The following is a 13476-nucleotide window of genomic DNA, read 5'->3' on the forward strand; positions in this document are numbered from 1 at the left end:
ACGCCCGCCTGACGGATCGTCTCCGGGAACAACGTCCGGACCGCATACGCCGCGATCGCGGGCACAGGAAAAGAATCGACGCACAACCACCCGGATCCCCACCCTACGGGGGTGCCGGTTGGGCGATTCCGCGAAGAAACATAGAAGCCATGAACATTTCGACACTCTCCGGTTTCGCACTTCTTGTAGCTCTCATCGCGTGGATCTGCCTCCGGCAGTTCCTCTGGTCTCCGGTCCGGCCACAACGATCCATGAAAATTGGGATGATTCTGGGAATCATTGCCGTGGCGAATCTCGTGCATTCGCCGATTCCGGCCAAGGGCGGAGACCTGGGAATCCTGGCCATCGAACTCGTCGCCGGCGCCGCCTGCGGGCTCTGGCAAGCCAAACTCGCAGAGGTCAGGCCCATCAGTGACAAGACCATTGCGCGACTCGAAGCCAGGGCCCGGAGAAAGGAAGAACCGCTGACGGATCTGCCGGAGCAGGAGAGCCGCGCGGGCGTTCAAGGCCTGATCATTTGGCTGGTGCTCCTCGGCCTGCGCCTTGGGCTCGGAATCTTCGGCTCAGTGCACGGTTACGATCTGATGAGCTCGATGTGGCCGACGTACCTTGTCATTGCCGCCAACCGGATCGCCAACGGGGCCGTCTCCGCCCGACGTACAGTGGATAACCGTGTCACAGCTTGAAGCCGATTCTGGTCCGAAGGTTGCCCAGGCGCAGGCCAGTCCCGCCAGGATCATCATCACGGGCGCGGTCTCCGCGCTCTGGGCCTATGTGCTGGCCTCACGACTGGTCCACGGAGATCATCCGGTCTTCGCGGCTCTCGGAATCTGCGCCCTGGCCTGCTGGTTTGCTCAGGCTTGTTTCACACGCCCCGGAACCCGGTCCTTCATGGCGCTGGGTTTGGCGATGATCGCCGTCGGCGGTTTCAGTGGTCCCGGCACGGACGTCCTCGGAGCGATTCCCGCTTTTGCCGGGTTGCTCAGGCAGGCTCGGGACAGCACGATGTCGTTGCAGCGAATTTTCCTGACGCACGGGATGGGGATCATCGCCGTCGGTGCAGGGGCCGTAGTCAGCGAAGCGGACCTACCCACCAGTATCGGGTGTTTCGTCGGCTTCTTGGTGATCATCCCCTTCGGCCTCCTCAGGCGCCAGGCCGACGCGGTCGCCGTCGCGGAACGTGCCGCGCTCCAGGACCGTCTTGCCGCGGCCCACGAACGGGCACGAACGGCCGCCGCCGAGGAACGTACGGCAATAGCCCGCGATCTGCATGATGTCCTCGCCCACAGTTTGGGCGGGCTGACGATTCAACTGGATGCTCTGGCCGCCGAAATCGAAGCCGGGAAGAATACCGCCGCGCTGTCTCGTGCCCGAGATGCACGCGAGCTGGCCGGATCCGGATTGAAGGATGCCCGCCGCGCGGTAGCGGCCTTGAGGGCGCCCGCACCGGACTTCGGCACCGGAGCCGAGGAGCTGATCAGGATTCACCGAGAACTGGGCTTTGCCGCGGAGGCAGAAATCGCGGCGACGGACTCGATGTCCCAGGCATTCGCCGAGGTCCTCCTCAGTGGCCTGCGGGAATTCTTGACCAATGCTCGTCGGCACGCTCCGGACGAGTGCGCACACGTTGAGTTCGTGCCTCTTTCGGACGGGTATCGTCTATGCGTACGGACGCCTGCATCGGCGGGTGGGCCGACCTCCTCGACCGGGGGAGGCTTTGGGCTCCTGGGGATTCGGGAGCGAGCCGAGTCCATCGGAGGCGTTCTCCGCGTCGAGAAGAACACAGTATTCCTCGTGACTCTGGAGGTGCCTCAGTGATCACTGTTCTGGTGGTGGACGACCAGGCAATTGTCCGCGAGGGCCTGACCGCAGTTCTTTCCCTGACGGAGGGCATCGAGATCGCGGGCGAGGCGGAAAACGGTCAACAAGCTGTGGAGATGGTCGACCGGCTCGGGCCGGACGTGGTCCTGATGGATCTCCGGATGCCGGAGATGGACGGTGCGGAGGCCACCGCGATCCTTCGCACCTCGCATCCCGACGTCGCGGTGCTTGTGCTGACCACTTTCGACGACGACGACTCGATCGCCCGCGCCCTCGCCAGCGGTGCCCGCGGATACCTGACCAAGGACGCCGGCCGAGAAGAAGTGGCCGCCGCAATTCGGACCGCCGCCACCGGACAAGTCACGTTCACTCGCGACATCGGGGAGAAGCTCGCCGGCTCATTCTCCCCGCAGAGCATCTCTCCGCGGGACCGATTCCCCAACCTGACCGCCCGAGAAGCCGAAGTCCTCACCCACATGGTTGCCGGCCGAAGCAACACCGAGATAGCTCAGCAACTCTTCCTGGCGGTGGGGACGGTCAAGTCGTATACCAATGACATTTTCACCAAGCTCGGGGCCCAGAACCGTGCCCATGCGATCGCGCTGGCCACGGGGCGTGCAAAGAACGAGGGCTAGATCGCCAGATCGAGCGGCAGATCCGAGATATCCCGGAGCCGCCTCCCCTGGACCATCGTGTGAAGAAGCTCGGCACCGGCAGGATCGGTCTCGGGGTCGATCGCATCCAATAGTTCGTGCAACGCGAAGTGATACACGCAGTCGAGATCCCCCGTGCCGAGAGCAACCGACGCGATGCGGGACGGCATCGGCTCCCCCGTGACCAGCACCAGGTGAGGGGCCCTGCCCCGCCGGTTCCGGATCAGGTGCCGGGATTCCGCCTTGATCTGCTCGGCACGGTCGCTGCGCAGCGTCCACTTGCAGGAGATCACGGCGTGCAAAAGCGGTTTGGGCTGGACGGCGGCCCGCAGAGGGGTCGAGGTTGCCAGCGGCCCCATCGGATCGACCAGTCGTGCCGAACCGTTGAGCTCCGAGTCCGGGACGGGATGACGTGCGATGACGACGTCGGGGGCCATGATCTCTGTGTCGTGCCCGAGGAGGGCACGCAAGTCCCGGCGGCCGAGAATGGCCTCCCGCATCCCGGACACATGGTCGTATTGCTCGAAAATCTCGGATGCGTCCTCGATCGCGGTCCATTCCTCCCGGTCCCCCAGGCGTCGCACGACCCAGTCGCCCGGCCTCACGGCGTCGAGGGCCTGCGTCACGGACTTGAGGTACGCAGCGACTGCCCGTTCGAAATTCCTGCTGACGCCTTTGCCGGGCGCGCGGGAGGTTTCGGGCACGCCACCGATGCCCTGGGCCACGAAGCGCGCGTACCGAATGCTCGAGGCGGAGTCCTTGTCCGCGTTGGAAGGGACACCGCTGGCCGGGTTCAGGACCAGGACGCGTTCGTCCAACAGCGCGCGGTGAAATACCCGACGGGCACGGTCCAGAAGGTACTCGGGTTTGGACCTGTGGAAGGCCGCGACTTCGGCGCGGGTCATCTCCGCCTTGGCCTCGTCAAGATTCGGCGGCCCCGGAGTGACCGGTGCGCTCTGCGGAGACGGCGTCCGTGCCTCCGACGTCGGTGCCTGTTCCGCGCCCGAGGTCCCGGCACGGCTCTCTGTGCTCCCCTGTTTCGCCCGGCCGGAGGCCGCGCTGGTTTTCCGGCCCGCCGCTCCTTCAGCACCGCTCCGAGCCTGCACCGTTCCGGATCCGCGGGCGGTCTTTCCCGAGTCCTCGAATTCGGTGAGGTCGAGCGAGAACAGGAACTGCTCTTCCGGTTGGTCGTGCGGATGCTTCGGACTCATGAGGCCTCCTGGAGATAGGATCAGTCGCCAGATTACTGGACATGTCGCGCCGACAGAGCTCGCTATGTTTCCGGTCACTCCTTGTGAAGAGACGGTTACTCCTCCCGCTGGAGCCGGCCTACACTGTCCCGAGAGAAGAATTCGTCCAGCTTGGAGAGCAATGAGCATCAACATCACCGTGGTCGATGAGTCGGGAGAGGCCCAGGAGGTGGAGTGGAAGGACAACCAGACCCTTCTGGAGTGCCTTCACAAGAACCAGTACCCCGTGCTGGCCACCTGTGGGGGCAATGCCTCCTGCGCGACCTGCCACACTTTCATGGATCCGGAACATTTCGAGACCGGGGGCGACGAACGCACCGAGGCCGAGGAAGATCTGCTCGAGATGATTGATGACGTCGCCAACGACTACTCGCGCTTGGCGTGCCAGACCGAGTACAACGAAGGGCTCGACGGCGCGACGGTAACCCTCAAACCGGGGATGTAGGGCGTTTCGACCTCACGGTCGAATGGAGCGGACCGGCATGGATGCAATGTGGTGGAACCGCCCTGAGAATGCGCCTACCCTGAAATCATGGTCCAAGACACCAACCGACGCTGGAGAACGTCTCTCGCGGGAGCCGGCCTGTTAGTCCTGCTCCTGGGCTCGAGTGCGTGCTCCTCGGGCGGCACGCACGACGGAGACGGGTCCTCGTCCTCCGGCACCCCATCCGTTTCGAGCTCGGCCTCCGCTGATTCGCCGTCCGCGTCTGCGTCTGCGGAGCCTTCGGAGCATCCCAGCCCCAGCCCGACGACGCCGGCCCCGACGCCCTCGGTGGTCGAGGAATCCCCGGCCCCGGAGCCATCCGGGACGGTATCGAGCGCACCGGCCGAGGGACAGCCCAGTGAATCGGAACCGAGCGAACAGTCGCCCTCGTCGAATCCCGCCTCACCGAACCCGTCGGCTCCTCAAGGAGCCAAGGACTCAACCTGTGGGGACGGGGCGCTGAAAGTAGCCATCGAGGAATCTGGCCACGCGGCCGGATCGACGGACTACAATCTCACCTTCACGAACTCCGGCTCCGATTCGTGCAAGCTCTCCGGTTACCCCACCGTCAATTTCATCGACGGCTCGGGGCAGGTGATCGGGCCTCCTGCGATGCAGGCAACGGAGCTGCCCGGGAACGGAGCGACGCTGGAACCCGGCGGTTCAACCTCGGCGGTCCTCCGGAGCACGCAACCCGGTCTCTACGGGGAAACCTGCCAAAAGACCAGCGCCTCCGGTCTTCGCGTTGCCGCACCGGGAAGCGGACAGGTTCTGGATGTCAGCTTCCCGATGTCGGCGTGCGCGAATCAGTCTGTTCAGCAGCTGTCCGTGAGCAAGGTCGGCGTCCAGCGCTGATGCCCTTCGGGGCTCAGAGCGTAGTCGTGGATTCCTCGTAGGCGTAACGCGGGGAACGGTCGTAGGCCGGGTCCACTCCCTTGCCGATGTTGACGACGACCAGCGAGTTCAGATCGGTGCCAGCAAGCAGGTCCTCGTCCACGCCCGCGGCATCGAAGCCGGTCATCGGGCCGGCCGCGAGACCCAGGGCACGAACGGCCATCACGAAGTAACCGACCTGAATGAAGGCGTTGTCCCGTCCCGTCGAGTCGGCGAGCTCGGGGTTGTCCAGGTACATCTGGCCTACCTGCGGGCGAGCCGGCAGGAACTTGTCGAATTTGTGGTGCCACTTCTTGTCCAAGGCCAGCACGGCGACCAGGGGCGCACCGGAGGTCTTGGGCTGGTTGCTGGTCATCATGTGCGAAACCAGGCGATCGCGGCTCTCCCCCTTTTCGACCCACACGACGTGGAGAGGCTGGGAGTTGAAGGCCGTGGGACCCATTTTCGCCAGCTCGTAAATGGCGCGCTTCTGGTCCTCGGTAACCTCGACATCCTCGAATTCGCTGACCGTTCGGGTGTTGAAGAGCAGGTGCAGATCTTCGTCGGTCAGTTGGGCCTGGGTAACAGTATCGATCATTCGAGTTCCTTCGTCTGAGGGGCACGTCCGGACCGGATGTGCATTGCTTTACGGGTAAACGGATGGCGCGCTCAGCCTATTCCGCCGATTTCTCGGCGTGACTCAAATGTGATGCACGGCTCCCCCGGACGACGTCGGGCGGCGGAGACGGGAGACACAGGACCTCAGAGGAACCAGAGGCACAATGGGAGATATGCCATCGGCTCTCGAACGATTCAGTCCGGCCACCCGTGAATGGTTCACGGGTGCCTTCAGGCAACCCACCTCGGCGCAGGACGGCGCCTGGGACGCGATTGCCCAGGGGCGCCACGCCCTCGTTGTCGCACCGACCGGATCCGGCAAGACCCTCGCCGCATTCCTCTGGGCCCTCGACAGGCTCATGCACACCGGCAGCGGTCAGAGCGCGCCACGCCAGGGAACCCAATCGCCCGGGGACGGCGAAGCCTCGGAGAACACACCGGACTCGGGCCGACAGCGAGCGAAGAACCGCCGCAAGAAGGCCACCAACCGCACCAAGGTGCTCTACATCTCCCCGCTCAAGGCCTTGGGTGTGGACGTCGAGAGGAACCTCCGGTCTCCCCTGGTCGGAATCGCCCAGACCGCCAAGTACCAAGGGACCGAGCCCAACGAGGTCTCGGTCGGGATCCGCTCGGGAGACACTCCGGCAAAGGAAAGGCGGCAGCTGCTCACCGATCCGCCGGACATCCTCATCACGACGCCGGAGTCCCTGTACCTGATGCTGACCTCCAAGGCGCGGTCGAGCCTCTCCCAGGTCGACACCGTGATCGTGGACGAGGTGCATGCGGTTGCGGGGACCAAACGCGGCGCTCACCTGGCGGTCTCCCTCGAACGTCTGGACCGGATCCTGCCCCAACCTGCTCAACGTATTGGGCTCTCGGCCACGGTCGAACCCGTAGAGACGGTCGCACGGTTCCTGGGCGGCACCTCCCCCGTGAGCGTTGTCCGGCCCGAATCGGTCAAGAACTGGGACCTTTCCGTCTCTGTGCCGGTCCCCGACATGTCCAACCTGACGACGCCGGTGCCCCGAACCGATCTCCCGGGACAGCGTTCGGGGGTCAGCGCGGGATCGGCCTCGTCCGGCACGGCAACGCTCGAGGACGCTCTGGGGCTGGACCTCGAATCTCCCCTGACACGAAACGACGGGGCCGAGGAGGGCGCGCCCTCGACGTCCAGGCCCCTCCCTCCCGAGCCGCCCCACACCGTCGTCGCGTCCATTTGGCCGCACGTCGAGGAACGAATGGTCGACCTGATCGAGGCCAATCGATCCACCATTGTGTTCGCCAATTCCCGCGGGCTCGCGGAAAGACTGACGTCGCGACTCAATGAAGTCCACGCGTTCCGAGAAGAGCAACGAGGAAATGTTCCTTCCGGAACCGCGGGGCGGAACTCGGAGAGGGGTACGCGGAACAGACCGGAACAAGGCGATCCCGGCGCCCTTCCCGACGGCAACGAGATCCCCTACGCGCCGGCCGCGGTGAACCACCTGACCTCGGGCACCGCGCCGGCAGAACTCGCGCGGGCCCATCACGGGTCGGTGTCCAAGGACCAACGGTCCATGATCGAAGACGCATTGAAATCGGGAAGTCTCCGGTGTGTCGTCGCCACGAGCTCCCTGGAGCTGGGAATCGACATGGGCGCCGTGGACCTCGTGATCCAAGTCGAGTCCCCGCCGAGCGTCGCCAGTGGCCTCCAGCGTGTGGGTCGCGCCGGACACCAGGTCGGCGAGGTCTCACGCGCCGTGATGTACCCGAAGCACCGCGGCGATCTCCTCTCATCCGCCGTCACCGTGGAACGGATGCGTTCCGGTGCCATCGAACCGCTGCATATTCCTGCCAATCCTTTGGACGTCCTCGCCCAACAGACGGTCGCCGCCTGCGCCCTCGGACCGATCGACGTCGAGGCGTGGTTCGACGCCGTACGGCATACGGCACCGTTCGCTGCCCTGCCACGGTCCGCGTTCGACGCCGTCCTCGACCTCCTCGCCGGCAAGTACCCCTCTGACGAATTCGCCGAGTTGCGCCCTCGTCTGGTCTGGGACCGGGACGCGGGAACCCTCGAGCCCCGACCGGGTGCCCAACGCGTCGCCGTCACGTCGGGAGGCACGATTCCGGATCGTGGTTTGTACCCGGTGTACATTGTTGGCTCCGACGAGCAGACCCGCGGTCCGAAGCGAGTTGGTGAGCTCGATGAGGAGATGGTTTACGAGTCTCGCTCCGGCGACGTCATCGCCCTGGGCGCCACGAGCTGGCGCATCGAAGACATCACGCACGACCGCGTGAATGTGACTCCCGCTCCGGGCCAGGTCGGCAAGCTGCCTTTCTGGCACGGCGACGGCCCGGGGCGACCCGTAGACTTGGGCGAAGCGACCGGAAGATTCACACGCGAGTTGGCGACTGCACTCTCCGAGGGCGACGAGGGTGCCGCTGCGGCCCGCGAGCGCCTGGCCGACGCCGGGCTGGACGACTGGGCGGTCGACAACCTGTGCGCCTACGTGGGCGAGCAACGTGTCGCGACCGGGCAGGTGCCCAGTGAGAAGACCGTCGTCGTCGAACGCTTCCGCGACGAACTCGGCGACTGGAGGGTCATCCTGCACTCGCCGTACGGGATGCCTGTACATGCCCCGTGGGCCCTGGCCGTGGGAGCGCGCATCGACGAGCTCTACGGCCTGGACGGCTCCGCCATGGCGGCGGACGATGGCATAGTTCTCCGCGTTCCGGCCATGGAGGAGAATCCTCCCGGTGCCGATCTGTTCATGTTCGAGCCGGACGAGATCGAAGCCGTCGTGACCGAGCAGGTCGGCTCCTCCGCGCTCTTCGCTTCGCGATTCAGGGAGTGCTCCGCACGTGCGCTGCTCCTGCCGCGTCGTGACCCGGGCAAACGGACGCCGCTGTGGCAACAGCGCCAGCGTTCGGCCCAGTTGCTCGACGTCGCCCGGAAGCACCCGAATTTCCCGATCATCCTGGAGACCGTGCGCGAATGCCTCCAAGATGTCTACGATCTTCCGGCCCTGCGGCGCATCCACGAGAGCATCGAGTCCCGGCGCATCACAGTGCGCGAGCTCGAAACGCCCGAGCCATCCCCGTTCGCGAAGACGTTGCTCTTCGGATACGTCGGGCAATTCCTCTACAACACGGATTCTCCCCTTGCCGAGCGCAAGGCCGCGGCGTTGTCTCTCGATCCGGGCCTTCTGTCCGAGTTGCTCGGGAAGGACGAACTGCGGGAGCTGCTGGACCCGGACGTCATTCGCGAGACCGAGACGCAGCTCCAGCGACGGGCGGAGGGCCGACAATTGCACGGCGTCGAGGGTCTCGCGGATCTCTTGCGGATTCTGGGGCCTTTGACCACGCACGACGCCGCCGTCCGGCTCGAGGACGGAGAGGACGCGAGCTCCTTCGCTCAGGAACTGGTCGATGCGAACCGTGCTTTCATCACCAGGATCTCGGGTGAGGAACGGGTCGCGGCGGTCGAGGACGCCGCCCGCTTGCGCGATGGACTCGGCACCCCGTTGCCCATGGGCGTGCCCCACGCGTTCATCGAACCCGTGGACGACCCCCTCGGTGACCTCGTCTCCCGCTTCGCTCGAACTCACGGCCCGTTCACGACGGTTCGGGCCGCCGAAGCCTTGGGCTTGGGAACGGCCGTCGTCGAGACGGTCCTGAACCGTCTGGCCGTGGACCGGCGCGTGGTTCAGGGGCGCTTCCTGCCCCCAGAGCTGACTCGTGGGCAGGTTGGCGGAGAACAGGCCGTGGAATGGTGCGACGCGGGGGTGCTCCGCACGATCCGGCGTCGTTCCCTGGCCAAACTGCGGTCCCAGATCGAACCGGTCGACGGCGCGACCTACGCTCGGTTCCTCCCCGCCTGGCAGCACGTGAGAGCGGACGGGGCGCCCGACGACCCGCGCGTCGACGATTCCGACGGTCTGCTCACCGTCATCGACCAACTGGCCGGTTTCCCCGTCCCCGCCTCGGCACTCGAGACCCTTGTGCTGCCCGCCCGTATCCGGGGGTACCAACCCCGCATGCTGGACGAGGCCATGTCCCGCGGAGATGTCCTGTGGACCGGTTCGGGCACGATTCCGGGACAGGACGGGTGGGTAAGTCTGCATCTGACCGAATCGGCAGACCTGACCGTGCCCCCGGAGCCGCCCCAACGACTGGACGATCTCAGCGACGACGCACGCAAAGTATTCGACGCGATGGGTGAGGGCGCCGATTTCCTTCCTCGCATCGCGACCCGGGCCGGTCTCGCTCTCGGCACCGCGGGCGACGCACTGTGGGAACTGGTGTGGGCCGGGTTGGTCACCAACGACACGGCAGGCCCACTCCGTGCGTTCCTGGACGGAGGCAAGTCCGCTCATGCTCGCCCCAAGGCACCAGGGCGATCCCGATCGAGGGGCCGTCGAGGCGCCGGAAGGATCGCGACGGCTCGCCTTGGCCGTCGCCCCATGGGGTCCGGCGTCGACCCGTCGTCGACCGGATTGGAGCCCTCGCACGGTGGACTGGGAGATTCGCCCGCGGGGATGTCGGGGCTGAGCCCCCAACGCGAACGCGAGCTGAGCGGTCGGTGGTCGAGGGTGAGCGCGTTCCTCGACGACGACCCCCTGGACATGACCGTGCGCGCCGTCGCGATGGCTCAGCTCATGCTGGACCGATACGGAGTGCTGACGAGGGGCGCTGTTGCCCAGGAGGAGACTCCGGGCGGCTTCGCGGCGGTCTACCAGATTCTGACCGCGCAGGAGGACCAGGGCGAAGCCCGGCGCGGATATTTCATCGAGGGCCTTGGCGGTGCCCAGTTCGCCGCGCCCTCGACCGTGGACATTCTCAGGTCCTCGACGATCGACGACCAGCTCAGGGAATCGGCGTCCGAACCGCGGTCCCCCGAATCGGTGATCCTGGCCGCAAGCGATCCGGCGAATGCCTACGGTGCCGCACTGCCCTGGCCCGAGGCTGTTCCCCCGTCGCGGTTGCTCGGTCGCGCATCCGATGGACAGGAGGACGAGTCCCGCATGGCCAGGCCCGGGAGGAAGGCCGGGGCTCTGGTGGTGCTGGTGGATGGTGCCCCGGTGCTGTACATCGAGCGAGGGGGAAAGACGATGCTGGCCTTTTCCACGGACGAAACCGCTCTGGACCTCGCGGGCCCCGCCGTCGCCTCTGCCGTGCGGATCGGGGTCGTGGACAAGCTCGTGGTCGAGAAGGTCAACGGCCTGTCGATTCTCGAACGCGGGGCCACGAGCGACGACGGCGAGCGCGCCCCCATTGCCGTGCTCCGCGACAGCTTGGTCGGGGCAGGCTTCTACACGACACCGCGCGGCATCCGGATGCGACGGTAGGTTGGGACGGTAGGTTGGGACGGCTCTCTGAAGTCGGCTCAGAGACCAATGGTGGCCGGCCGGCGTCGACGACTCCTGCTGAGATCCAGGTCCCGGCGGTGATGACGTGGCTGTCGTCCATGCCCTGCTGGGGCTAGTGACACAACGGCCCGTGTGCGTTTCTCGGCCCGAGGTGGCAACCTCGTGCACGTTTGGCGGCCACAACCGCTCGAACTTGCCACTTCGCGCGCATTTCTGCATCGGAGTGCCACCTCGTCGGAGACGTACTGCTTTGGTCGGCAGGTCAGCCCGGCACAGGGTGGGAAAGCGCGAGAGGCACTCAGCGGTCGGCGGCGCCCCGACTCTTCCGAAAGAGTCGGGCGGCCTGGGCGTACCAGTCCAGAACCGAGGCATCCTCGGCACTGGACCGGTTCAACGTTCCCGGGTCCGCCCCCTGAAAGAGTTTCTTGACCGGAATCTCCATGAGTTTCCCGGTGCGGGTTCGGGGAACCGCGGGGGCCTCGATGAATTCGTCCGGGACGTAGCGGGGCGAGATCAGAGTCCGGATCGTATGCACGATCTCGGCTTTGAGCTCCTCCGTGAGCCTTGTTCCGGGCTGGGGAACCACGAACAAGGGCATGTAGTAGTCGCCCCCAGCGAGTTCGGCGCCGATCACCATGGACGCGGCGACGCCGTCGACCTGGTCGACGATGTCCGTGATGTCCGCGGAGCCCATGCGTATGCCTCCACGGTTGATCGTGGAGTCGGAACGCCCGTGGATGACCATCCGGCCGTCGTGGCGCTGGGTCGTCCAGTCGCCCTGGCGCCAGGTTCCGGGGAAGAGATCGAAGTAGGCATCGTGGTACCGGCTGCCGTCGTCGTCGTTCCAGAAGAAAACGGGCATGCTCGGCATGGGCACCGTCATCACAAGTTCGCCGACCTCGTCCCATACGCGCCGCCCGTCAGAATTCCAGGATTGCGCATCGACGCCGAGGTACGGGCCCATGATCTCGCCCTTGTAGACGTCCATGTACGGGTTGCTGCCGACGAAGGCCGTGGTGACGTCCGTGCCGCCGGAATCCGAGCCCAGCCGGACGTCTGGGCTGACGGCATCGTAGACCCAGTCCCATGCGGGATCGGGAAGGGGCGAACCTGTCACCAGGATGCCGTTCAGGGCTGAGAAGTCGTAGGTCGTGTTGGGGTGGAGCCCCGCGCGCTGGGCCATGCTGAGGATTCCGGCGCCTGTAGCGAAGAAGGTGACTTTGTTCCGCGCGACGAGTTCCAGGGACTTGTCCGGGCCGTTGTACGCGGGCGACCCGTCGTAGACCAGGATCGTGCTGCCGACCAGCAGGTTCCCCATGTGCAGGTTCCACATCATCCACGTCGTCGCGACGGCGGTGTAGACAATGTCCTCCTCGCCGACCCCGGCGTGGAGCCCCAGGGATTTCACGAATTCGAGGGTTACGCCGCCGTGGGAATGAACGATGCCCTTGGGCTTGCCCGTGGTCCCGGACGAGTAGAGGACCCAGAGGGGATGACCGAAGGGAACCTGCTCGTATCGCGGTTCGGCCGGGGCCGCGACAATGTCCGAGAACAGACTGACATCCGCGGGGATGCGCCCGACGTCGGAAGGGTCGCACTGGTCGATCATGATCACGTGTTCGACCGTCGGCAGGTGCTCACGGAGCGGCTGTACCGTCTCGGTCATGTCGCGCAGTGTTCCGTTGTAGGTGTAGCCGTCCACGGCAAAGAGGACCTTCGGCTCAATCTGGGCGAACCGGTCCGCGACGGCGGGTGGCCCGAAGTCGGTATTGACCACCGACCAGATCGCACCGACCGAGGCCGTCGCCATGAGTGCGACCACGGTTTCCGGGATGTTGGGCAATACGGCGGCGACGCGGTCGCCGGGCTTGACGCCCAAGTCACGGAGCTCTTTCGCGAGCGAGGCGACCTGCGCCTCGAGGTCCGCCCACGTGGTCTCGGTACGTTCGGCGGTTTCGTGGTCGCCGATGATGGCGACGTCGTTCGGCCGCGTCTGCGCCGCTCGGAGGGAATTCTCGGCGTAGTTCAGGCAAGCCCCAGGGAACCATTCCGCGCCCGGCATCTCTCGAGTCGTCAGGACCTGGTCCGATGTCCGCGAGGCCACGATGCCGAACCAGTCCCACACCTCCCTCCAAAAGTCCTCGAGGTTCTCGATGGACCAGGCGTGGAGGGAAGCATAGTCCGGGAGGTCGACGTCGTACTTCTGCTCGATGCGGCGAGCAAACGCATACATCCGGGACTGTTCAATCGATTCCCGGGTGGGGCTCCAGAGGAGCTTTCGCTGACCCTGCTCCTGGGGTTCCTGACTCTGGGACATCGGTGACCTCGTTTTCGTGGACTGTCCATCGGACTGGGGGCTATGGTGACCCAGCTTACTTTTCCTTCGGACGGGGCGGGAATCGGCAGGTTACCGCGGAGCGATGTGC

The 13476-nt window shown here is 65.7% G+C and carries 9 protein-coding genes; 6 read left to right on the forward strand and 3 right to left on the reverse strand.

From position 1 onward, the window contains the following. Positions 1-149: 149 nt before the first annotated feature. The 3 genes from AB0Y14_RS10150 to AB0Y14_RS10160 are packed head-to-tail and all read left to right on the forward strand — an operon-like array spanning position 150 to position 2456. Entirely contained in the window at positions 150-686 is a 537-nt protein-coding gene (locus AB0Y14_RS10150) for a hypothetical protein (protein ID WP_436589147.1), read from the forward strand. Next, entirely contained in the window at positions 673-1818 is a 1146-nt protein-coding gene (locus AB0Y14_RS10155; protein ID WP_436589148.1) for a sensor histidine kinase, read from the forward strand. Before AB0Y14_RS10150 ends, AB0Y14_RS10155 begins: the two co-directional genes overlap by 14 nt. Beyond that, positions 1815-2456: a response regulator transcription factor gene (locus AB0Y14_RS10160; RefSeq protein ID WP_436589149.1), complete on the forward strand. Its 642-nt coding sequence runs from the start codon at positions 1815-1817 to the stop codon at positions 2454-2456. Before AB0Y14_RS10155 ends, AB0Y14_RS10160 begins: the two co-directional genes overlap by 4 nt. Here the strand turns inward: AB0Y14_RS10160 and AB0Y14_RS10165 are convergent. Further along, on the reverse strand, positions 2453-3685 hold the full coding sequence (locus tag AB0Y14_RS10165) for an NgoMIV family type II restriction endonuclease (RefSeq protein ID WP_436589150.1): 1233 nt from the start codon (positions 3683-3685) through the stop codon (positions 2453-2455). The two genes, AB0Y14_RS10160 and AB0Y14_RS10165, sit on opposite strands and share 4 nt — an antisense overlap. Positions 3686-3845: 160 nt before the next feature. On the opposite strand from AB0Y14_RS10165, the gene AB0Y14_RS10170 reads away from it, so the two are divergent. Further along, positions 3846-4169 (forward strand): 2Fe-2S iron-sulfur cluster-binding protein, encoded by a 324-nt coding sequence (locus AB0Y14_RS10170; RefSeq protein ID WP_129315134.1) that lies wholly within the window; start codon positions 3846-3848, stop codon positions 4167-4169. An 87-nt stretch (positions 4170-4256) separates the two neighbouring features. Beyond that, the gene (locus tag AB0Y14_RS10175) at positions 4257-5063 is read left to right on the forward strand and encodes a DUF4232 domain-containing protein (protein WP_436589151.1); all 807 of its coding nucleotides are present in this window, start codon (positions 4257-4259) and stop codon (positions 5061-5063) included. A gap of 13 nt (positions 5064-5076) precedes the next feature. On the opposite strand, the gene AB0Y14_RS10180 is transcribed toward AB0Y14_RS10175, so the two are convergent. Continuing rightward, a complete protein-coding gene (locus tag AB0Y14_RS10180; protein WP_436589152.1) occupies positions 5077-5679 on the reverse strand; it encodes a malonic semialdehyde reductase in 603 nt (200 codons plus the stop codon). A 193-nt stretch (positions 5680-5872) separates the two neighbouring features. On the opposite strand from AB0Y14_RS10180, the gene AB0Y14_RS10185 reads away from it, so the two are divergent. Further along, positions 5873-11029 carry an Lhr family ATP-dependent helicase gene (locus tag AB0Y14_RS10185; RefSeq protein ID WP_436589338.1) on the forward strand — a complete coding sequence of 1719 codons (5157 nt, stop codon included), beginning with the start codon at positions 5873-5875 and terminating at the stop codon, positions 11027-11029. 319 nt (positions 11030-11348) lie between these two features. Here AB0Y14_RS10185 and AB0Y14_RS10190 read toward each other — a convergent pair whose 3' ends face one another. Beyond that, positions 11349-13367 (reverse strand): acetoacetate--CoA ligase, encoded by a 2019-nt coding sequence (locus tag AB0Y14_RS10190; protein ID WP_436589153.1) that lies wholly within the window; start codon positions 13365-13367, stop codon positions 11349-11351. Positions 13368-13476 lie beyond the last annotated feature (109 nt).

This window comes from Rothia sp. HC945, from assembly GCF_051370785.1.
In the GTDB taxonomy this organism is placed as follows: domain Bacteria; phylum Actinomycetota; class Actinomycetes; order Actinomycetales; family Micrococcaceae; genus Rothia.